The following is a 21,729-nucleotide window of genomic DNA, read 5'->3' on the forward strand; positions in this document are numbered from 1 at the left end:
TCGCAACCCGGGCCTGTCAATCGCGCTGTTCACGCGGATGTGCATTGCGATAAACATCAAGCAACACGGCGGCATCGACCTTGGTATAGATCTGGGTTGAGCCCAGGCTGGCATGGCCCAGCAGCTCCTGAAGGCTGCGCAGATCAGCGCCCGCGCCCAGCAAGTGCGTGGCGAAGGAATGGCGTAGCGCATGCGGGGTGGCGCTGGTTGGCAATCCCAATGTAATGCGCGCGCGGGCCATCGCCTTTTGCACCATGCCCTGGCTAAGCGGTCCACCTTTTGCGCCGCGAAACAATGGCCCTGCTTTTTCAATCGGCCACGGGCATTTCACGGCATAATCCGCCACAGCCTGCGCCACGATAGGGAGAATTGGCACCACGCGTTGCTTGTTGCCCTTGCCGGTAACAACCAATGTCTCGGCCAGCGGCAAGGCGGCGCCGCTTAGGGATAGCGCCTCGGCAATTCGCATTCCGGCGCCATACAGCAGCAGCAGCACCGCCCGGTCCCGCGCGCCGATCCATGCTTGGTGGGCGTCATCGTTTACAGTGGCAGCCAGATTGACAGCTTCATCAGGCGTAACCGGACGCGGCAGACCTTTCTTGATCCTCGGTCCGCGCATCCGGGGCGGGGCGGGATCGGCGTAACCCGCCTGATCGCGGGCGAACGCTATGAACGCCTTCAGGGCCGATAGTTCGCGCGCGGCGCTGGCGTTGCCCAGCCCTTCAGCCCTCCGCCGGGCGAGCTGCGCCCGCAAAGCCGCGCTATCGATCCGGGCGAGATCGAGCCAGGTGCCCGGTTCCATCGCATCCAGCAACCTGGCTGCCGTAGCCAGATAGGCCCGAACAGTATGTGCGCTGCGCCGCCGCCCGTGTATCAGATAAGCCTGCCAAGCTTCGAGAAAATCGGCACGGGTCATGCCTTGATCAGGCTTTCTGGAACCAGTTCAGCCAACAGCGCATCAAGCAGCGGCATGCCGTTTTCGCTCACTCCGATCCGCCGTGCCGATTGCCAGGTAAGGCCTTGCCCGATGTAAAACGCCAGTTTGGCGGGATTGCACAGAGCATCCCGGCCAAGAGCAAACCTTGCGGACAGCGCCGCCAGATCCACCCCTTCACGCAGGCGCAGCCCCATCAGCATCGCTTCACTGGCTTGCTCGCGCTGATCCAGCGCACGTTCCTCGGCAATACCATTGGCTTTGCCTGCCACCGCTGCCAGCCAATTTTCGGGCTTTCTGTGGCGCACTGTGGCGACACCGCCGCGCCGCCCATGCGCGCCGGGGCCAATTCCGGAATAGTCCTGATAGCGCCAATAGGTCAGATTGTGGCGGCTCTCTTCACCAGCGCGCGCGTGATTGCTGATCTCGTATGCAGGAAGCCCGGCTGCGGCTGTGATCTCGCGGGTCAAGGCATACAGATCCGCCGCTGCATCATCATCAAGCGGGGCAAATTCGCCCTGCCTGACCATGGTGGCAAATTTCGTGCCGGGCTCGATAGTCAGTTGGTAAAGTGACAGATGCCCTGTGCCAAAGCCCAGCGCGCGGGTCAGCTCAGCCTGCCAATCAGCCGCAGATTGGCCGGGCCGGGCATAGATCAGATCAAAGGAAACTCGCCCAAAATGCTGCTGGGCAATCTCCAGCGCTTTCAGTCCTTCATCTGCATCATGCAATCGGCCCAGGAACTGAAGGGTTGAATTATCGAGCGCCTGCAGCCCCAGCGAGGCCCGGTTGATCCCGGCCTTGGCCAGATCGGAATAACTGGTCGCCTCGACCGAACTGGGATTGCCTTCAAGGGTAATTTCGATACCCGGCGCAAAACCCCACAGCTTCTCCGCCTCATCCAGCAGCGCGGCAACCAGTGCAGGGGGCATCAGGCTGGGCGTGCCGCCGCCAAAGAACACGCTATCCAGCGGTTCACCGCCAGCAGCTTGCGCTTCGTGGCGCATGTCGGCCAGCAGGGCTTGCTGCCAGACAGAAAAGTCCACACTATCGCGGACATGGCTGTTGAAATCGCAATAGGGACACTTTGCGAGGCAGAACGGCCAATGGATATAGAGCGCGCGGGCCATTGCCGTTTCAGGCTCGTTAATCGCCGCGCTGTCAAGGAGGCGGAATGAAGAAGATTGTTGCCATTGCATTGCTTGCCGGTTTGCTGGCCGCGCCGATTGCGGCGTTGGTGCCGTTTAACGGGGTTGATGGGCCAAGCTCTGATCTGACCCGCAAAAAGAAAAAGCGCGCTGCGCCTTTGGCCAAGCCGAGCCCGACACCTGCGCCAACGGTAGCCGTGCCAGTGGTGGATCCGCAATCGTTCAATGGCCGGGTGCTGGGCAGCCACAATTCTGAGCGCAAACGAATGGGCATCGCGCCGCTGATCTGGAATGCTGCGCTTGCGTCCCAGGCGGGCAGCTGGGCTCAGAGCCTGGCCGCAAAAGGGATTTTCGAACACTCGAGAGGCCGCGGTAATGTTGGCGAGAATCTGTGGATGGGAACCAGCGGCTACTATGCGCCCGAAGCAATGATTGGCGCGTTCGTCGATGAAAAACAGTATTTCCGTCCCGGCAAGTTTCCTGATGTCTCAAGCACCGGAAAATGGGCGGATGTCGGCCACTATACCCAGCTGATCTGGCCTGGCACCCGCGAGGTTGGTTGCGCCAAGGCGACCGGGAATGGCCGGGATGTGCTGGTTTGCCGTTATGCCCCGGCCGGAAATGTCATCGGGCAGCAGGTGCCTTAAGCGCCGAACTGTTCGGCCACCAGCCTGGCAAAGGCGGCGGCGCGGTGGCTGATCCGATGCTTCTCTTCTGGGTCATGCTCGGCAAAAGTACGGGTATCGCCATTGGGAACGAACACCGGATCATAGCCAAAGCCCATCTTGCCATGCGGCGGCCAGGTTAGCGAACCCAGAACGCGGCCTTCGTAAACGGCACTATCCCCATCGGGCCAAGCAATCGCCAGAACGCAGGCGAAATGGCAACCGCGATCGGCTTCGGCGCCCAGTTCTGCCAGAAAGCCTTCCACCTTGCCCATGGCCATAAACCAATCACGTCCGGGCGGACCTTCAAACCATTGCCGCTGGGCCCAATCTGCGGTGTAAACCCCGGGTCGCCCACCCAACGCATCGACGCACAGGCCTGAATCATCGGCCAGCGACGGCAGGCCCGAGCTTTCCGCTGCGGCCCGTGCCTTGATCAGGGCGTTTTCAGCGAAGGTCTTGCCGGTCTCAGCCGGTTCCGGCAGCCCCAGCGATCCGGCCGAAATGCAGTTCATCCCATAGGGGGCGAGCAAGGCCCCGATTTCCTTGAGCTTGCCCGCGTTGTGCGTGGCAATCACCAAAGTTTCGGAGCCGAGTTTGCGCATGGCTTTCCTCTTTTCTCAATCCCGTCGTCATCCCCGCGAAGGCGGGGACCTAGTGCTGGCCAACTCTGGGTCCCCGCCTACGCGGGGATGACGAAGAGTGGTGGGCGCATTTTAGCTCGCGACCGCATCACCTTGCGCCGTGAAGATCCTGTCACACCCGATCCGGGCGAGCCGCAGCAAGCGCAACAGCGCTTCCTCGTCATAGGTCGCCCCTTCGGCGGTGGCCTGGACTTCGGCAATCTGTCCGCCCTCGATCAGCACGAAGTTGGCATCGGCATCGGCAGAGCTATCTTCATCGTAATCAAGATCGAGCACCGGGTTGCCCTTGAAGATGCCGCAGCTGACTGCCGCAACCTTGCGGGTCAACGGATCCTCGGTGATCGCGCCCGAAGCCATCAATTTGTCCACCGCGATCCGCAGCGCCACCCAGGCACCTGAAATTGCTGCGGTGCGGGTTCCGCCATCGGCCTGGATAACATCGCAATCGAGCGTGATCTGGCGTTCACCCAGCTTCTTGAGGTCAGTCACGGCGCGCAAGCTGCGCCCGATCAGGCGCTGGATTTCCTGCGTCCGGCCAGATTGCTTGCCCTTCGCTGCTTCGCGCTGGCCCCGGGTATGCGTGGCACGGGGAAGCATTGAATATTCTGCCGTCACCCAGCCTTCACCTTTGCCGCGCAGCCATGGCGGCAGGCGTTCTTCGACGCTGGCTGTGCAGATAACCTTGGTATGGCCAAATGAAATCAGCACCGATCCCTCAGCATGTTTGGTAAAGTGCGGTTCAAAAGCGATAACGCGCATCTCGTCGGGCGCGCGGCCGGAAGGTCGCATGGGGTTTCCTTTGATAAGTTATGCCAAGGGCTTTGGCGCAACGGGCTTGAGCCTGCAAGAGCGAGCACTACATTGTCACCCCGATGACCTCGCTTCCGATCTCTGAACTGAACGCCCGAACCCGCGAAATCTTTCGCCTGGTGGTGGAAGGCTATCTTGGCAACGGTCAGCCTGTCGGCTCCAAAACGTTGGCCGGGGCAGGGGGGTTAAGCCTTTCGTCCGCATCGATCCGTTCGGTCCTGCATGAGCTTGAGGGGCTGGGCCTGCTGGCCGCGCCGCATACCAGCGCGGGAAGATTGCCGACTGAACAGGGTCTGCGGTTGTTCGTCGACGGAATGATGCAGGTGGCTGAGCCAACGTTGGAAGAACGCACGGCGATTGAAAGCCGCCTTGGCCAGCCCGGTCCGATCGAGGCGGCGCTGACCGCAACCAGCGCGCTGCTTTCCGAGCTTAGCGCCGCCGCCGGGGTGGTAATGGTTCCCCAGCGCGAACCGCGCCTGGCACAGATGCAGTTGGTGTCGCTGGGAGATGGGCAGGCGCTGGCCGTGCTGGTGGGCGCAGACGGATCGATCGAGAACCGGGTGGTCGCGGTCCCGCAAGGTTTGCCGTCTGGCACTCTGGAACAAGCCTCGAATTTCCTCTCAGCGCACCTGGGCGGGCGCACACTTACCGAAGCAGTTCGGGCTATTCGAATTGAAATTGCCTCTGGCCATTCAGCACTGGACGGCGCCAGCCGCGATCTGGTTGAACGGGGCCTGGCGGTGTGGAGTGAAGACGCATTGCGCCGCCCGGTGCTGATCGTGCGCGGCGCATCAAACCTGCTCGATGAAGCAGCGCTGAGTGATCTTGAGCGGATCCGGATGCTGTTGGATGATCTGGAAAACAAGCAATCGGTTGCCGAGCTGCTCGACGCGGCCCGCGCGGCTGAAGCAACGCGGATATTCATCGGTGCGGAAAATCGCCTGTTCGCGCTCTCAGGCTCGTCGGTCATTGCCTCACCCTATCGTGATCGTGATGGCCGGGTGGTTGGCGTCGTTGGCGTTATCGGCCCGACACGGTTGAATTATGCCCGGCTAGTCCCCATGGTTGATTTCACGGCCCAATCGTTGGGCAAGTTGATCGGTTAGAACAGGTTTTTGAACACAATGAGCGATGAAAAGAAGCCGCAGGGCGATCCGGCGGTGGATGCCGAACTGGCGGGCGTACCCGAAGATTTGATCGACCTTGAACAGGCGGACCATGCGCTTAGCGATGCCTTGGCGCACCTCAAGAACGATCTGGAAGCCGCGCGGCAGGAAATCCTGTATGCCAAGGCTGAAACGCAGAATGTGCGTCGCCGCCTGGAAAAGGACGTGGCCGATGCCAAGGCCTATGCCGCAACCGGCTTTGCCCGCGATATGCTGAGCGTGGCTGACAATCTCTCCCGCGCATTGGATGCCATTCCGCAAGAGCTGCGTGAAGATGAACGGTTGAATGCGCTCGTCGCCGGGATTGAGGCAACCTCGCGCGAGCTTGACAAGGTATTCGGTCTGAACGGCATCACCCGCATCGCGGCGACCGGAATGCCGCTTGATCCCAACCAGCATCAGGCCATGCTTGAAGTGCCCAGCAATGATGCGGCGCCGGGCACGATCGTGCAAGAATTGCAGGCTGGCTACATGATCAAGGACCGCCTGTTGCGGCCCGCCATGGTAGCGGTGGCGAAGAAGCCGGATTGAGCGGATGAAAGCGGCTTTCACTTTGCTGATTGCGGCCGGCGTCTCGGGCCTGCTTGGCTCGGCTCCGGCTGATAGTCGGCGTGCCGCTGGGCCGCCCATTCCGGCAGGCTGGAAAATCGATGCATCAGCTGACGGTGATCTGAACGGTGATGGGGTAACCGATGCCGCCGTGGTGATCCGGCAGGTGAATGCCGGGCTGATTGTGCAGAATGCGGGATTGGGCGCGCAAGAGCTTGATACAAATCCGCGCCATCTGCTGGTTTTCGCAAAGACCGCGCAGGGCTTCAGGCAGATTGCCGCCGCAGCAAAGCTGATCCCGCCGGCAGGCAGCGATGGCAATCCATGCCTTGCCGATCCATTGGAAGAGGGCGGAATTTCGATTGCCAAACAAGTCTTGTCGGTAAAACTGCATTACTGGCAATCTTGCGGCAGCTGGGGCGTCACATCCAACACCTATCGCTTCAAACTTCAGACCGGCCGCTTTCGGCTGATCGGATACGATCGCATGGAATTCATGCGCAATTCGGGTGAGGGCGAAGAGCTTAGCGTAAACTTTTTGACCCGCAAAAAGAGCACCGCACCCTTCGCAATCGACGATTCAGTTCCCAAGCGTCCGCGCTGGACCCGGATCAAGCCGCAGCGGTTCTATCTGGATACGTTGGATCTTGATGCTTGCCCCAAAATCGATGCCAGCACCTATTTGTGCTGATCCGCAGTCTTGAAGGGCAGCAGCGCTTCAAGTTCCAACAGTGAAGCGGTGCGTTTGGTCATTTTCCAGCCGCGACGCAGTATAAATGCATGCGCCACAATCTCGGCCTGTTGCTCAATATTATAGGCCCGGAACGGCTTCCCGGGCTTGAGCTTGTAGGAATATTTGCGCTGGAACGGGCCGACCAGCAGCAGATACCACCAACCGCGCGTCTGGGCCTGCCAGACGTGGGTCATTTCGTGGATAAAATGGCCCTGAAGCGCCGGCGTGGCGGCAGAAAAATCGTCGCAATAGCTGGTTGAGCCAGGGTGAAAATGCAGGTGGCCGCATGGAGCCATCGTAATCTTGCGCGGCTGAAACCACCACCAGCGGCGGCGGCGCAGCAAAACCTTCGAGCAATCAATGGCCGGGCCGAAGACAGATTCAACCAAGGCGATTTCGCCAACACCAAGCGGCCGCTCGCCGCCGGCCGGGCAGGTGAACGGCGCTGCGGTCAGTGATCGTGCCCTTCGCTCATCCCGCCCATCGCCGCTTCACCGGCGGCCTGAACCTTGGCCTGAACCGACAGCTTGTCGCCATCGGCGAAAGTTACCGTCAATTCCACCTCATCACCGGCACTCATATCGCCCGAAAAATCAAACAGCATGACGTGAAGCTTGCCTGGCGCAAAATCGAGATGCGTGCGGGCACTGGCATCGGCGCGATCAACCTTTTTCATCGCGTCGCCTTCGGTAACGTGCATTTCGGTGCGGCCAACCCCGGCAACAGCGACTGCCGCGATCGAGACGTTATCCTTGCTTTGATTGTCGAGGCTGAAATAGGCTGCGCCGGGATTGCCCGGAACGCCCGGTAACACGACCCGCGCGCCATTAATCTTGATATCCGGCTTGGCTTCCGGCGCGGCGCTGGCCGCAGCTTCGGTTTGATCGCCTTCCCCCTTGCAGGCAGACAGCGAGAGCACGGCCAACGACGCAATCAACGGCAAGGCAATACGGCTAGCAAAGGTCACGTTGGAAAGTCCTTTCCGGGTTGGCCAAAATTCGCGCTCTTGCTAGTCGGCTGCGGCCCTTGTGCCAAGCAAAACCGCACCTATATGCCCCTTTGATAGAGCTGCCCGGCCACCTTGCTGCAGATGCGGGAGGTGCATTGGCGGTGTCGTGCAAAACCAAGGATGGGGTTCAAATGGCTAAAGTAATCGGTATCGATCTGGGCACTACAAACTCTTGCGTCGCTGTGATGGACGGTGGCAAGCCCAAGGTTATCGAGAATTCGGAAGGCGCGCGTACCACGCCTTCGATCGTTGCATTCACCAAAGAAGGTGAGCGCTTGATCGGTCAGCCGGCCAAGCGCCAGGCAGTGACCAACGGTGACAACACGATTTTCGCGGTAAAGCGCCTGATCGGCCGCCGCTTTGATGATCCGGTGACCAAGAAGGACACCGAATTGGTCCCCTATACCATCGTTAAGGGCAAGAATGGCGATGCCTGGGTTGGGGCCGGCGGCGAAGACTATTCGCCCAGCCAAATCAGTGCCTTTATCCTCCAGAAGATGAAGGAAACCGCCGAGGCCTATCTTGGTGAAACCGTTACGCAGGCGGTAATTACCGTGCCGGCATATTTCAATGACGCACAGCGCCAGGCGACCAAGGACGCCGGCCAGATCGCAGGCCTTGAAGTGCTACGGATCATCAACGAGCCGACTGCTGCTGCGTTGGCCTATGGCCTTGAAAAGAACGACGGCAAGACCATCGCGGTTTACGACCTTGGCGGCGGCACGTTTGACGTCTCGATCCTTGAGATCGGTGACGGTGTGTTCGAAGTGAAAAGCACCAACGGCGATACTTTCCTGGGCGGCGAAGATTTCGACACCCAGGTGGTCGAATGGCTGGCTGAGCAGTTCAAGAAGAAGGAAGGCATGGACCTTCGCACCGACAAGCTTGCGCTCCAGCGGCTAAAGGAAGCGTCCGAAAAGGCAAAGATCGAACTTTCCAGCACCGCTTCAACCGAAATCAACCTGCCGTTTATTACGGCCCGGATGGAGGGCGGCACCACCACACCGCTCCATCTGGTCGAAACGATCACCCGCGCCGATCTGGAAAAGATGGTCGCGAACCTGATCGAGCGCACCAAGGAGCCGATGAAAAAGGCGCTGGCCGATGCCGGGCTTAAGGCCTCTGACATCGATGACGTTGTGATGGTTGGCGGGATGACCCGCATGCCGCGCGTACGCGAGGTTGTGAAGGAATTCTTCGGCAAGGAACCGCACATCGGGGTTAACCCTGATGAAGTCGTCGCCATGGGCGCAGCAATCCAGGCTGGCGTTTTGCAGGGTGATGTCAAGGACGTGCTGCTGCTTGACGTGACCCCGCTTTCGCTGGGGATCGAAACGCTGGGCGGCGTGTTCACCCGGATGATTGACCGCAACACCACAATCCCGACCAAGAAAAGCCAGGTCTATTCGACTGCTGAAGACAACCAGCAGGCGGTGACGATCCGCGTGTTCCAGGGTGAGCGTGAGATGGCCGCCGATAACAAGATGCTGGGCCAGTTTGATCTGGTTGGCATTCCGGCTGCGCGCCGCGGGGTTCCTCAGATCGAGGTTACTTTCGATATCGACGCCAACGGCATCGTCAATGTCCACGCCAAGGACAAGGGCACCGGCAAAGAGCAACAGATCAAGATCCAGGCATCGGGCGGTCTTTCCGATACGGACATCGATGCGATGGTAAAGGACGCGGAGAAATTCGCTGAGGAAGACAAGAAGCGGCGCGGCGCGGCCGAGGCCAAGAACAATGCCGATAGCCTGGTCCACGCGACCGAGCAGCAGTTGGCCGAACATGGTGACAAGCTTGATGCCGATCTCAAATCGGAGATTGAAGCGGCCATCGCCGAAGCCAAGACCGCGATCGAAAGCGGCGATGCCGATGAAATGACCGCCAAGACCCAGACCCTGACCGACAAGGCCATGAAGATGGGTCAGGTGATCTATGAGAAGGAGCAAGCCGCAGCTGCTTCGCCGGGCGCAGAAGGCCCGGCCGAAGGCAGCGAAGAAGTGGTCGATGCGGAATTCTCCGAAGTCGACGAAGACAACAAGGGCTGATGCAGGCTGTCAAACAGGCCGTCGCCGCGCCAGAAAGTGCGGTGGCGGTCTTGTTTTTGAGGTGGGGCGATGGCCGTAGAAGCTGACTACTACGAATTGCTGGAAATTCAGCGCAGCGCAGATGATGCGGTGATCAAATCATCTTACCGAAAGCTGGCGATGCGCTGGCACCCGGACAAAAACCCTGGTGATGGGGATGCTGAGGCCCGCTTCAAGGCGATCAGCGAAGCTTATGACTGCCTGAAAGACCCGCAAAAACGCGCAGCCTATGACCGGTTTGGGCATGAAGCCTTCAAACAGGGAATGTCTGGCGGCGGCGGCGGCGGGCAAGGCGGCGCGGGATTTTCTGATCTGGGTGATATTTTCGAAACGATTTTCGGCAGCGCCTTTGGCGGCGGTGGGCGCGGGCAGGCCAGGCGCGGGGCGGATTTGCGCTACGATATGGAAGTTAGCCTTGAAGAGGCGTTCCACGGCAAACAGGCCGAAATCGAGATCGAGGTTTCAGCCCAGTGCGAGCCATGCGAGGGCAAGGGGTCCGAACCGGGAACCGGCACACGTCGCTGCAATCTGTGCGGTGGGCATGGCAAGGTCCGCGCGCAGCAGGGCTTCTTCATGGTCGAGCGGGCCTGTCCGACGTGCCACGGCCGCGGCGAAGTTATTGAGAAACCGTGCCGCAAATGCCGCGGCGAAGGCCGGATCGATCAACCCCAGAAGCTTGAAGTCAACGTTCCGCCCGGCGTTGATACCGGCACCCGGATCAGGCTTGGCGGCAAGGGTGAGGCCGGGCCGTTCGGATCACCCCCGGGCGATCTCTACATCTTCATCCACACCCGCCGCCACGGCGTTTTCGAACGCGAAGGCACCAATCTTGTAACCCGCGTACCAATCCCCTTCACGCGGGCGGCTTTGGGCGGTGAAATCGAAATTCCGGGCCTTGATGGCGAACGCATCAGCATCGATATTCCTGCCGGAATACAATCGGGCAAACAGCTGCGCAAACGCGGTGCTGGCATGCCGGTATTGCAGGGGCGGGGCCGCGGCGATCTGGTGATCGAGATCATGGTTGAAACCCCGACCAAGCTCAGCGCCCGCCAAAAGGAACTCTTGCGTGAGTTGCAGGAAACCGAAACCGGGGATGAAACGCCGCAATCAAAGGGCTTCTTTGACCGCATCAAGGATGCTCTGGGGGGATAACGGTGCACTCGGCCGCGGGGCACTGGCTACTTTATTTCGGCCCGCACCCGTTCGACTAACCCGGGATCCGCCTTCAATCGCCCATCTTCTTCGGCCAGTACCGCCAGGAACGCCGCGCGCTTGAACCGGACCAGTTCGGCCGGCTCAACCACCATGCCTTTGGGCATTGCCGATGCAACCAGATCGATCATCCGCTCGGCCCCGTGGAGCCGCCCCCACAGGTAGTCGTTCTCGCGGTAGGCCCGGCTGAAGAACGCGCCGAAATTGTAGAATTCGGTCCCACGCAGCACCTTTTCGGCTGCGCCATGGCGGATCGCATTGCAATCTACCGGGCTGATCCGGTCAACCTTGGCCGGCTCGAATTCAGTACTACCTTCGCCGCGCAGCAAGGGCAAGGTGACGGTGTCATAGAACGGAAAGCCCAGATAGGTCAGCAAAACCTGGCGCTTCAACTCTTTGGGCATACCCTGCAGCGCTTCGACCAGCACGGCATCGACCACCAGATCGGTTGCGGGCAATTGGCGGCGCTTGGCCATTTCAGCCAGAACAGTGCCGGGATCGGCATCCAATTGGCACGCCACCGCGCCGAAATCAGGCCCCAAAGCGCCATGCGCCTCGCGATCAAAATACAGCGACAGGGCATAGTAGACTGCTGCCCGCGCCCGTTCGCGGGCTTCGGGATTGGCGGCATCGATATCCGCCCAGTCTTCGGACAGGCGCCGGGCCAGCAGGCGCAAACGCCGGATCCGAAAGCCCAGATCGTGTTCGCGAAAAAAGGCAATCGCTTGATCGCTTGCCCCGCCGCGCATTGCCGCCAGATGATCGAGGCCATGCTGCGAAAGCCAGCCAGCCAGCCGGTCTGCCACGCTATCATCGCGGGCGCGATTCAGATCGGGAGCGGCGGCTTCAATCTTGCCTGCCAGTTCGGCCAGGACTTGCGCGAATTTGACGTGCCCATAGGATTGAAACGCATAGCCAGCCTGCACCGCAGCAGCCTGTTGCGCCTTCGCCCGCCATCCCACCAGCCGGCGCACCGATGGCCGATCAAGGAACAGCGTGCGCCCGAACAGCTTCTCAACCTGCTCTTCAACCTCTGGTCGAAGCGCATCTACGATCCCTTTGAGTTCAGCTGATTGGCGCGATGCGGCGGCGATGGCATCAAGGTTATCGCGGATCGGTTGCTCGCGCGGGATCGACGATAGCGAACCGAAGATAACCGAAAAGAACCCCGGTGCGCGCGGATCGCTGTGGCGAATCCCGCCAACCTCATCCGGATGCGGATCGATATAGACGAAGCGCCGGTCAACTTCGCGCTGGGCAGGGCGGTCACGCAGCACGGCCATGGCTTCGGAAAATGGCGCGTTGACCAGCACCGACCCATCAATCAGCGCGACACTATCGACGTCGCCAGAGTGGGAATGTTCAGGCATCACCCGTTCGACAAAGGCCGCGCGGCTGTTCCAACGCTCGCCGCGTTCCGCAGCCAATGCATCAATTTCGGCCAATTGGAGCGGCGGGAAGGCACCGGGGAAGCTGGCTGTTGAACGCGCTGCCAGCACCAGTTCAAGTTCGGCAGCCAGGTTCGCGCCGCTTTCAGCGGGCGTAACCCCGCGAAATCCGATCGAAAGCCGGTGTTCGCTCTCCTCAATCTGTGCCGGGCTGTTCAGAGTGATCCGTTCGGGATGGCCGCGAAAATCGGTAGCGGTTACGAACAGGTCGATCGGATGGTCCTTGGGGAGCAATGGGGCTTCGGGCGGGCTTGCCTTCATCGCGCCAAAAGCTTCGGCCAGCAGCCGTGAAAAGCCCAGGCCGCCAAACGGCGGTTCGAACCAGCGAGAGCGGATCAGCCGCGATAGTTTGGTGCGCACTTCGGCCCGCGTCTCAGGCGCAACGCTATCCGAAATGACATTGCCGGGCCGGCGCAGCAGCCACCAGACGATCGGCAGTGCCCAGAATTTGGCGATCCGCGACCACGGCCGGGCATCTGGATCCAGCAGCACATCAACATCCGCGCGTTCAAGCCACAGCTCGGTCAGCGGCTCAAGGCTTTGCCCCGAATGGATCGCCTGGGCCAAAAACACCCCGTTTATCCCGCCCGCACTGGCACCGGCGACAATATCGGTCATCACCCGCAGCCGCAGCTCAAACCGCTTTTCGATGTGTTCCAGCAGTGCAAGATAGACTGCATCGCTGCCGGTCTCTGCCCCGCCGCCTCCATGATGTGCGCGGCTGGCGCGGGCCAGCTTCCACAGCTCCTTTGTGACGCCGTGCATATAGACCGCCAAGCTTACCCCGCCATAGCAGACCAGCGCGATCCGAAGTTCCTTTTGCCGCATAATGCCAGGCAGCATGGCAGATTATGCTGAACAGGGCCAATAGCTTGAGCGCGGAAAAATACGCATCGCAACACTTGCGTTCCGCTTTCGTTCCAGTTATCGGATCAATATGGCCAAACCAAAACGCCGTTACATCTGCCAGGCCTGCGGCAGCGTCAGCCATCGCTGGCAGGGGCAATGTGCCGATTGCAGTGAATGGAATACCCTGGCGGAAGAAGCCCCGGCAACCGTATTTTCAGCCAAGCATGATCTTTCATCCGGCGGCCGCCCCATTTCATTCGAAGCGCTGGATACACCCGGCGAAGTGCTGGTGCGGCGCAGCACCGGGCTGGCCGAATTCGATCGTGCGTTGGGCGGCGGACTGGTCCCGGGTAGCGCGGTGTTGATGGGCGGTGATCCGGGGATCGGGAAAAGCACCCTACTGCTTCAGGCAGCGGCGGCAATTGCCCGCACGGGTGCCAGCGCGGTTTACATCAGCGGAGAGGAAGCCGCCGCGCAGGTGCGGATGCGGGGCAGCCGGCTTGGCCTTGGCGATGCTCCGATCCTGTTGGCGGCAGCAACTTCGGTGCGCGATATTCTGACGACCCTGGCGGGCATGGCACCGCCGGCCCTGGTGGTGATAGATTCCATCCAAACCATGCATTCCGATCAGATTGAGGGTGCACCCGGAACGGTCAGCCAGGTTCGTGCCGCCGCGTTTGAACTGATCCGCTACGCCAAGGAAAACGGTGTTGCGCTGGTACTGGTTGGGCACGTCACCAAGGATGGCAGCATCGCCGGGCCGCGGGTGCTTGAACACATGGTCGATGTGGTGATGAGTTTTGAGGGAGAGCGCAGCCACCAATACCGGATTCTTCGCGGCATCAAGAACCGCTTTGGCCCGGTTGACGAGATCGGGGTTTTTGCAATGGAAGGGGCCGGGCTGACCGAAGTGGGCAACCCATCGCTGCTGTTCCTTTCCGGACGCGAACAATCGGTGACCGGCAGCGCAGTGTTCCCCGCGATAGAAGGCACCCGTCCGGTGCTGGTCGAAGTACAGGCGCTGATTGTCAGGCTGGCCAGTGGTGCGACACCGCGCCGGGCCGTTGTGGGTTGGGATAGCGGCCGGATGGCCATGCTGCTCGCCGTGCTAGAAGCGCGCTGTGGGCTGAGTTTTTCGTCAGCAGAGGTCTATCTCAATGTCGCGGGTGGTTATCGGTTGACCGATCCGGCGGCCGATCTTGCGGTGGCTGCTGCGCTGGTATCGGCGCTGGCCGATAAGCCACTGGCCAGCGATGCGGTGTGGTTTGGCGAGGTTTCGCTTGCCGGAGAGATCCGCCCGGTCGCCCACGCCGGGGTGCGGCTGCGCGAAGCCACCAAATTGGGGTTTTCGCGCGCGTTTGGTCCCGCCGATTGTACCGGGTCTGGGGAAGCAACCAGGTTCACCGGGTTGTCGCTGTTACCAAACCTTGTTGACCGCGTGATGGGCGGGGCATAAACCCCGCTTATTATGACCGGATTTGATATCGCAGTTCTGATCCTGATCGCACTTGGCGCGATTACTGGATTCATGCGCGGGTTTGTGCAGGAAGTGTTTGCACTGGCTGCGTGGGTATTGGCCATGGTGGCCATCCGGATGCTCCACACACCGCTCAGCGATGGGCTTGCGCCCTATATCAAGAATACCAGCGGGGCTTCGGTGCTGGCTTTTGCGCTGCTGCTGCTGGTGCCCTATGCGATTGTCAAACTGTTATCGGACCGGCTCGGTTCGGCCAGCCGCAATTCGGTGATCGGCCCGATTGACCGGGTGATCGGCTTTGGGTTTGGCGGGATCAAGGGCGCAGTGATCGTGGTAATGGGCTTTTCAGTTCTGGCGCTGGGCTATGATACTCTTTGGGGCGCGGGTGGGCGGCCGCAGTGGATCACCCAGGCCCGAACCTATCCCTTCGTCAACGCCGGCAGCGAAGCACTGGTCAAGTTGATCGGTGAACGCCGGAAAGAAGCAGCAGAAGCAGCAACGCGGGATGCCGCCGCTGACGCTGTATCCGAAAAGTTGAAGCGCCAGCCCAAGTGAGCGCTGCCACAGCGCTTTACACGCGTGAGGTTCTTGCCCTGGCAACTTCGCTGGCCCGCTGGCCGTATGACGATGCCTTGCCCTTGCAAGGAAGCGCGCGCGCGCCAACCTGCGGCAGCACTGTCGATTTAAACATTGCGATCGATGAAGCGGGCCGGATAACTCAGCTGGGCCTGCGTGCGCGGGCCTGCGCGATCGGTCAGGCTGCTACTGCAATTTTTGCTGAAAACGCGCCGGGAATGGATGCGGCGCAGCTGGAAGCCGCCTACACCGAGATCGCGCAGTGGCTGGCCGAAGGAAACCTGCCTGGCTGGCCAGGCTTTGCCGCAATTGCCAGGGCTCGTGAATATCCAGCCCGCCACGGCGCGATCCTGTTGCCGTGGCGCGCTGCGCTTGTCGCCATGGATCAGCCCCGCTAGGGAAGCGCCACGACCAACGGGGAGAGTACCAAATGACCGAGCCGATCCGGCATCCCGGGATTGCACCCAAGCCATCCGATATTCGCCTGGTGATCGGCGCATCATCGGCTGGAACGGTGTTCGAATGGTACGATTTCTTCATCTACGGCACGCTGGCTTCGATCATCGGCAAGGCTTTTGTCCCCAGCGATAATGAACTGGTCCGCCAGTTGGTGGTCTGGGCCGGTTTTGCTGTCGGCTTTGGCTTTCGCCCGCTTGGGGCCATCCTGTTCGGCTATCTGGGTGACAAGCTGGGCCGCAAATACACCTTCCTGGTCACAGTTACCTTGATGGGGATTGCCACAGCCGGGGTCGGGATGGTTCCATCGGTCGAATCGATTGGCATGGCCGCCCCTGCGATCATCATTTTCCTGCGTGTGCTGCAAGGCTTGGCGCTGGGCGGTGAATACGGCGGCGCGGCAATCTATGTTTCGGAACACAGCCCGCCCAACAAGCGCGGCTTCTACACCGGCTTCATCCAGGCCAGCGTGGTTGGCGGGTTTATCCTCAGCCTTGCCGTGGTGCTCTGCTGCAAGATGATGTTCGATGCTCAGACCTGGGCTGAATGGGGCTGGCGTGTGCCATTCCTGCTTTCAATCGCGCTGCTTGCGGTTTCCTTGTGGATGCGGGTCAAGCTTTCCGAAAGCCCGGTTTATCGGGCGATGAAGGAGGAAGGCGAAATATCTGGCAATCCATTTGTTGAGAGCTTCACATATCCCGGCAACAAGCGCCGGATCTTTGTGGCGCTATTCGGTGTAGCGGTTGGCCTGACGGTGATCTGGTACACCGCAACCTTTTCCAGTCTCGCGTTTCTAACCGGCCCCATGCAGGTTGAGGAAGGCGTGGCCCAGTTGATCGTCGCCGGTTCGGCGCTGGTGGGGCTGGTATTTTTCGTCGGATCGGGCGCCTTGTCTGATCGGGTTGGCCGCAAGGCGCCGATTGTCTGGGGCTATGTCGCCACGCTGATTTTGCTGTTCCCCAGTTTCTGGGCGCTTGAATGGGCGCTTCAATCGGCGCGCGCTGCTACCCCGGAAGGCGTGAAGGTGGTTCCCGATGCCTTGGCCATTGCCAAAATTGTGCTCGCACTGACTGTTCTCAATGCCTTGTCAGGCTTCACCTATGGCCCGGTTGCCGCCCTGCTTTCAGAAATGTTCCCGGCCCGGATCCGGTATTCATCGATGTCGATCCCCTATCACTTTGGAACCGGCTGGTTTGGCGGGGTTGTGCCGTTGATCGGTACGTGGGTCGTCGCCAAGACCGGCGATATCTATGCCGGGCTATGGTATCCATGGTCGATGGTCTTGCTCGCCCTGGTGGTTGCCGCCTGGGGATTGCCCGGCGGACCGCCCCGCGATTTTGGTGACGATGCCACCTGAGGCCCCACTTAGGATCACCCTGGATTGCGCAGCGCTGGCCGCCAATTGGTCCGCGTTGGATGCGCTGTCTGGGTCAGCCAGCGCCGGGGCCGCGCTAAAGGCCGACGCCTATGGCCTTGGCGCGCGGCGGATTGCGCCGGTGTTGCTGGATGCCGGATGCCGCGATTTCTTCGTTGCGCACTGGGCTGAGGCTGCGGAGCTGATCGGCTTGATCGCACCACAGCAAATCGCCGTGCTGCACGGTCCGCAAAGCCCTGCCGATGCGGGCTTTGCCCGTGATGCAGGGCTGCGTCCGGTGATCAATTCGCTGCACCAGGCACGGATCTGGCAAGAAGCTGATGGCGGCCTGTGCGATTTGATGATCGATACCGGAATAAACCGGCTGGGCCTGCCGATGGCAGATATGGGCGATCCGATCATCGCCGGGCTGCAAATCGAAGTGCTGATGTCACACCTTGCCTCGGCCGATGAAAATTCACCCCAGAACGAACTACAGCGGCAGCGCTGGCAGCAGGCCCGCGTGCATCTGCCGCATCGCCGGGCCAGCCTGGCCAACAGCGCCGGGATTGCCCTCGGTGCTGCGTATCACGGTGATCTGACCCGGCCCGGCCTGGCGCTGTATGGCGGGGTGCCGCGCGACGATCTTGGCGCGAAGATCCGCCAGGTCGCCTATCCAGAGGCACAGATAATCCAGGTTCGCGAACTGCAAGCCGGTGACAGCGTTGGCTATAACGCGACCTTCACGGCGAGCGGCCCGATGCGGATAGGCGTTGTCAATCTGGGCTATGCCGATGGCTACCTTCGCTGTTGGTCAGGCAAGGGCGCGATGCAAGGCGAAGGCCAGACCTTGCCGGTTCTGGGCCGGGTTTCGATGGACATGACCGTAATCGATCTGACCGCTGCACCTGCGCTGGGGGAGGGTGAATGGGTGGAGCTGGCCTATGCCCTGCCAGAGGCTTCACGGATCAGCGGACTGTCCCAATATGAGCTGCTTACCGCGCTGGGCCGCCGTTTTCCTAGGTAATGCTGCAGCTATGCTGCGCAGCATCGATATGTTGCGCTGCACCTACTGCAAGTGCTAACATTCGCACTTGGGATGCAACCCGCACGGGAATACGAACATGAGTGATGCCAAGGGCGAAACCGTCGTCATCAAGAAATACGCTAACCGGCGGCTCTATAATACAAAAAGCTCCAGCTACATCACGCTCGATCATCTGGCCAAGATGACCCGCGAAGGAGTCGATTTCAAAGTTCTTGATGCCAAGACCGGGGTCGATATCACGCACCAGATCCTGACCCAGATCATCATGGAGGAAGAAACTGTCGGCGGCGAACAGATGCTGCCGGTGAATTTTCTGCGCCAGCTGATCGGGATGTACGGCAATTCCATGCAAAGCCTGGTGCCGCATTACCTTGAGGCCAGCATGGATCAGTTCCGCGCCAACCAAAGCAAATTGCGCGAAGCATTTGAAGTGAGCATCGGGGCCAACCCACTGGCCAAACTGGCCCAGCAAAATCTGGCCATGTTCAAAGCCGCCGCATCAGCTTTTGTGCCAAGTCTGACCGATGAAAAGCCCGCAAAGAGCAAAGACGAAAGCGGTGAACTGGCAGCGCTGCGCGCACAGATGGCTGAAATGCAGGCCAAGCTTGATAAATTGGGTAAGGGCTGAAGCTAGCCAGCGGTTTTCGCTGCGAGCAATCGCACGCCCGGCTTTTCAAACTTGCGGCCTTTGCCCACTTGCCATTCAACCGGATCAAGCCCGCTTGGGAAGGTCAGCTGACCGAATTTCAGCACGGCGGCAAGCCGGCACAGACCGCCGCCGATCTGCACGACATAACCCTTTTCCATCCCCACTTCGACCGCTTCAAATTCAGCCTTCAGCGTAAGCGTGAACTGGATTGGTGAGGCGCTGATCCCAAAGCCGGAAATGCCCAGGATCGGATAGAGATCGAGATCCTGCTCCAGTTTCCCCAGACGGATAAAGCGCGGCTCGCCAGTGGTTTCGCTGGCTTGTGCTTCCGCTTCAATTTCAGGCGATTTGCCCCAGCCCTGGATGAACAGCGGCATCAGATCCAGTTGGCCAAGTTTGGCCTGCATCGCTGCCGCAATCCGCGGACCGGCAACGCTGGTCATCGCTCGCTGAAGACGGCCTCCACCGGCCTGTGCCACTTCATCGCGGGCCTGGGCTGAAGCTTCGTCAAACGCTTCTGGCGGGATGAGTGCGGCCAGTTCGATCTGCCCTGGCTCAATCATGCGTCATCTCCTTGCACCAGGATCGGCCGGCCGATCGGGGCGCTTGCCTCGCCAAACTCTATGCGAATATCAAAACTGGCATCGGGCCTGCCCAGTGCCGGGCTGGATACTGCGGTAAGGCTGCTAGGCCCGGCAGCAATTTCACAGCTAACCGCAGCCTTGGGCCAAAACCAGCGCCTGGCGGTTTCACCCAGACCAAGGGCAGCCAAAGCCGCCGCGATCCAAGGCCAAACCGGATTTTCCCGCTCTGGCGCGGGCGGCAACGGCTCTGGCGCAGCCGATGCCACTGCCACTTCGCTTGGTGGTGGATCGGCGGCTTCGGGTAGGGCTGGTGGCGGCTCTGCTGGCACCGGCGCAGCAACTGTAGCGGGTGCCTGCGTGGACGAGGATACAGGCTGCGGCCGCGGCGATGGTGTTGCCACCGGACTGGCCGTTGGCCGGGGATAGGGCGCAGCAGTAGCGATCGCTGTGGGAGTTGGGGCAGGTGGCGGGACAGGAGTAGGAGTAGGGGTGGGGGATGGTTGCGGCTTGGGTTTGAGCAGCCCTCTGACAACCCCGATAACCTGTTCGGGTGTGATCGTGGTTGCAGGCTTGGGTTCCGTTGTACGCGGAGGCAATCCATTGGTAGTCGTGGGGGCGCCAGTCTGGGCCGCCAGCGGCGCGGCTAGCAGCAAACCGGCCGCAACGACTGATCCGGCAAGGCGTGACGTCATTCCAGTTTCCCCCCTTGGTTTCAATACTACCATGAAGCCGCGCAGGCACAACCTTGCCCCGCCAGCGTCAAGCGGCTATCGCGCCGCACCATGAAACACGCACTTTCCGTAACCCGCCAACAAGACTTCGCCGCCTGGTACCAGGAGGTAATCGCCGAGGCCGAAATGGCTGAGGAAAGCGGGGTGCGCGGCTGCATGGTAATCAAGCCGTGGGGCTATGGCATCTGGGAGCGCATTCAAAAACTGATGGACGCGCGGATCAAGGCCGCTGGGGTCGATAACTGCTATTTCCCGCTGTTCATTCCGCTGAGCTATTTCGCCAAGGAAGCCGAGCACGTTGATGGCTTTGCAAAGGAAATGGCAGTCGTCACCCACCATCGCCTGATCCAGGATGGCAAGGGCGGGCTGGTGCCCGATCCAGAGGCCAAGCTGGAAGAACCACTGATCGTGCGGCCTACATCCGAAACCGTAATCGGCCAGGCCATGGCGCGCTGGATCCAATCGTGGCGCGATTTGCCGCTGCTGACCAACCAGTGGGCCAATGTGGTGCGCTGGGAAATGCGGACCCGGATGTTCCTGCGGACCAGCGAATTCCTATGGCAGGAAGGCCACACCGCCCATGCCGACAAGGCTGACGCGATGGCTGAGACATTGCGCGCGCTTGAAATGTACCGGGCCTGCGCGGAAGACGAATTGGCCATGCCGGTGGTGACTGGGGAGAAGCCCGAAAATGAGCGTTTCCCCGGCGCGGTCGCAACCTATTCAATCGAAGCCATGATGCAGGATGGCAAGGCACTGCAGGCCGGAACCAGCCACTATCTGGGCACCGGCTTCGCCGAATCCGCTGGAATTCGCTATCAGGACAAGGAAGGCCAGCAGGCGCTGTGCCACACCACCAGTTGGGGTGTGTCCACCCGGCTGATCGGCGGGGTGATCATGACCCACGGCGATGACGATGGCCTGCGCGTGCCGCCCGCGATTGCCCCGCACCAGATCGTGATCCTGCCGATGTTGCGTGATGATGATGGTGATGCAGCATTGCTGGCCTATTGCGAAGATCTGCGCAAAGCGCTGGCCGGGCAGATCGCTCTGGGCGAGCCAATCCGCGTTCTGCTCGACAAGCGATCAGGCAAGGCTACCCAAAAGCGGTGGGGCTGGGTCAAAAAGGGCGTGCCCTTGATCCTCGAGATTGGCGGGCGTGATGCCGCTGGCGGCCAGGTATCGGTTGTCCGGCGTGATCGGCTCTACCATGAAGGCGGCAAAGTGGGCTTTGTCGGGCAAGCCCGGGAGGCGTTTCTGGCCCAGGCCGCGGTTGAACTCGAAGATATCCAGCGCTCACTTTATGCTGAAGCACGTGCCCGCCATGATGCCAATCTGCGCCGCGACATCACGGATATGGCTGGGTTGGAGGCGCATTTTGCTGATGGCAATCGCTATCCCGGCTGGGTCGAGCTTGGCTGGTCGCGCCCCACCGGCGATGCACTGGATGTGGTCGTGCAAAAGCTCAAGGCGCTCAAGCTGACAATCCGCAACACCCCGATGGACGCAGCGCCGGTTTCAGGCCTATGTCTGCTTACCGGGCAGCCTGCGGTTGAACGGATTTACGTCGCCCGAGCCTATTGACCGGGCCGCAATT

The 21,729-nt window shown here is 60.7% G+C and carries 22 protein-coding genes; 14 read left to right on the forward strand and 8 right to left on the reverse strand.

Going from position 1 to position 21,729, the window contains the following annotated elements:
* Positions 1-16: 16 nt before the first annotated feature.
* Positions 17-916: a tyrosine recombinase XerC gene (locus ABL914_RS00295; protein WP_391561141.1), complete on the reverse strand. Its 900-nt coding sequence runs from the start codon at positions 914-916 to the stop codon at positions 17-19.
* Positions 913-2,064, reverse strand: coding sequence for a radical SAM family heme chaperone HemW (gene hemW, locus ABL914_RS00300; protein WP_391561142.1), 1,152 nt, complete (start codon positions 2,062-2,064; stop codon positions 913-915). The genes ABL914_RS00295 and hemW overlap by 4 nt, the downstream gene beginning before the upstream one ends.
* A 44-nt stretch (positions 2,065-2,108) precedes the next feature.
* On the opposite strand from hemW, the gene ABL914_RS00305 reads away from it, so the two are divergent.
* Positions 2,109-2,729, forward strand: coding sequence for a CAP domain-containing protein (locus tag ABL914_RS00305; protein ID WP_391561143.1), 621 nt, complete (start codon positions 2,109-2,111; stop codon positions 2,727-2,729).
* Here ABL914_RS00305 and rdgB read toward each other — a convergent pair.
* Both rdgB and rph read right to left on the reverse strand, forming a co-directional pair.
* Positions 2,726-3,352, reverse strand: a complete 627-nt coding sequence (gene rdgB / locus ABL914_RS00310; protein WP_391561144.1) for an RdgB/HAM1 family non-canonical purine NTP pyrophosphatase — start codon at positions 3,350-3,352, stop codon at positions 2,726-2,728. The genes ABL914_RS00305 and rdgB overlap by 4 nt on opposite strands.
* Positions 3,353-3,463: 111 nt before the next feature.
* Complete coding sequence (rph, locus tag ABL914_RS00315; RefSeq protein ID WP_391561145.1) at positions 3,464-4,180, reverse strand: ribonuclease PH; 717 nt, start codon at positions 4,178-4,180, stop codon at positions 3,464-3,466.
* An 83-nt stretch (positions 4,181-4,263) separates the two neighbouring features.
* On the opposite strand from rph, the gene hrcA reads away from it, so the two are divergent.
* From hrcA to ABL914_RS00330, 3 genes are read left to right on the forward strand one after another with little or no spacing between them, the layout of a single operon-like run.
* Complete coding sequence (gene hrcA / locus ABL914_RS00320) at positions 4,264-5,307, forward strand: heat-inducible transcriptional repressor HrcA (protein WP_391561146.1); 1,044 nt, start codon at positions 4,264-4,266, stop codon at positions 5,305-5,307.
* Between the two features lie 18 nt (positions 5,308-5,325).
* A complete protein-coding gene (gene grpE / locus ABL914_RS00325; RefSeq protein WP_391561147.1) occupies positions 5,326-5,898 on the forward strand; it encodes a nucleotide exchange factor GrpE in 573 nt (190 codons plus the stop codon).
* A gap of 4 nt (positions 5,899-5,902) precedes the next feature.
* Entirely contained in the window at positions 5,903-6,607 is a 705-nt protein-coding gene (locus tag ABL914_RS00330; RefSeq protein ID WP_391561148.1) for a hypothetical protein, read from the forward strand.
* Here the strand turns inward: ABL914_RS00330 and ABL914_RS00335 are convergent.
* The gene (locus ABL914_RS00335; RefSeq protein ID WP_391561279.1) at positions 6,595-7,044 is read right to left on the reverse strand and encodes a vgr related protein; all 450 of its coding nucleotides are present in this window, start codon (positions 7,042-7,044) and stop codon (positions 6,595-6,597) included. The genes ABL914_RS00330 and ABL914_RS00335 overlap by 13 nt on opposite strands.
* 56 nt (positions 7,045-7,100) lie before the next feature.
* A complete protein-coding gene (locus ABL914_RS00340; protein WP_391561149.1) occupies positions 7,101-7,616 on the reverse strand; it encodes a copper chaperone PCu(A)C in 516 nt (171 codons plus the stop codon).
* 173 nt (positions 7,617-7,789) lie between these two features.
* Between ABL914_RS00340 and dnaK the strand changes: the two genes are divergently transcribed.
* Both dnaK and dnaJ read left to right on the forward strand, forming a co-directional pair.
* A complete protein-coding gene (gene dnaK, locus ABL914_RS00345; RefSeq protein ID WP_391561150.1) occupies positions 7,790-9,706 on the forward strand; it encodes a molecular chaperone DnaK in 1,917 nt (638 codons plus the stop codon).
* A gap of 69 nt (positions 9,707-9,775) precedes the next feature.
* The gene (dnaJ, locus tag ABL914_RS00350; RefSeq protein ID WP_391561151.1) at positions 9,776-10,900 is read left to right on the forward strand and encodes a molecular chaperone DnaJ; all 1,125 of its coding nucleotides are present in this window, start codon (positions 9,776-9,778) and stop codon (positions 10,898-10,900) included.
* A 26-nt stretch (positions 10,901-10,926) separates the two neighbouring features.
* Here the strand turns inward: dnaJ and ABL914_RS00355 are convergent, their stop codons facing one another.
* Positions 10,927-13,236, reverse strand: coding sequence for a patatin-like protein (locus ABL914_RS00355; protein WP_391561280.1), 2,310 nt, complete (start codon positions 13,234-13,236; stop codon positions 10,927-10,929).
* Positions 13,237-13,345: 109 nt separating this feature from the next.
* Between ABL914_RS00355 and radA the strand changes: the two genes are divergently transcribed.
* The 6 genes from radA (at position 13,346) to phaR (ending at position 18,796) form a co-directional block, all read left to right on the forward strand.
* Positions 13,346-14,713, forward strand: coding sequence for a DNA repair protein RadA (gene radA / locus ABL914_RS00360; RefSeq protein ID WP_391561152.1), 1,368 nt, complete (start codon positions 13,346-13,348; stop codon positions 14,711-14,713).
* Positions 14,714-14,725: 12 nt separating this feature from the next.
* A complete protein-coding gene (locus ABL914_RS00365; protein WP_391561153.1) occupies positions 14,726-15,289 on the forward strand; it encodes a CvpA family protein in 564 nt (187 codons plus the stop codon).
* The gene (locus ABL914_RS00370; RefSeq protein WP_391561154.1) at positions 15,286-15,708 is read left to right on the forward strand and encodes an iron-sulfur cluster assembly scaffold protein; all 423 of its coding nucleotides are present in this window, start codon (positions 15,286-15,288) and stop codon (positions 15,706-15,708) included. Before ABL914_RS00365 ends, ABL914_RS00370 begins: the two co-directional genes overlap by 4 nt.
* A gap of 32 nt (positions 15,709-15,740) precedes the next feature.
* The gene (locus ABL914_RS00375) at positions 15,741-17,123 is read left to right on the forward strand and encodes an MFS transporter (RefSeq protein WP_391561155.1); all 1,383 of its coding nucleotides are present in this window, start codon (positions 15,741-15,743) and stop codon (positions 17,121-17,123) included.
* Positions 17,113-18,147, forward strand: a complete 1,035-nt coding sequence (gene alr / locus ABL914_RS00380; RefSeq protein WP_391561156.1) for an alanine racemase — start codon at positions 17,113-17,115, stop codon at positions 18,145-18,147. The genes ABL914_RS00375 and alr overlap by 11 nt, the downstream gene beginning before the upstream one ends.
* A gap of 97 nt (positions 18,148-18,244) precedes the next feature.
* Entirely contained in the window at positions 18,245-18,796 is a 552-nt protein-coding gene (gene phaR, locus ABL914_RS00385; RefSeq protein WP_391561157.1) for a polyhydroxyalkanoate synthesis repressor PhaR, read from the forward strand.
* Between the two features lie 2 nt (positions 18,797-18,798).
* Here phaR and ABL914_RS00390 read toward each other — a convergent pair whose 3' ends face one another.
* Positions 18,799-19,380 (reverse strand): hypothetical protein, encoded by a 582-nt coding sequence (locus ABL914_RS00390; protein WP_391561158.1) that lies wholly within the window; start codon positions 19,378-19,380, stop codon positions 18,799-18,801.
* 60 nt (positions 19,381-19,440) lie between these two features.
* On the opposite strand from ABL914_RS00390, the gene ABL914_RS00395 reads away from it, so the two are divergent.
* Complete coding sequence (locus ABL914_RS00395) at positions 19,441-19,827, forward strand: hypothetical protein (protein ID WP_391561159.1); 387 nt, start codon at positions 19,441-19,443, stop codon at positions 19,825-19,827.
* Between the two features lie 356 nt (positions 19,828-20,183).
* A complete protein-coding gene (locus tag ABL914_RS00400; RefSeq protein ID WP_391561160.1) occupies positions 20,184-21,716 on the forward strand; it encodes an aminoacyl--tRNA ligase-related protein in 1,533 nt (510 codons plus the stop codon).
* Positions 21,717-21,729 lie beyond the last annotated feature (13 nt).

Source organism: Novosphingobium sp., from assembly GCF_040079535.1.
Classification (GTDB): domain Bacteria; phylum Pseudomonadota; class Alphaproteobacteria; order Sphingomonadales; family Sphingomonadaceae; genus Novosphingobium.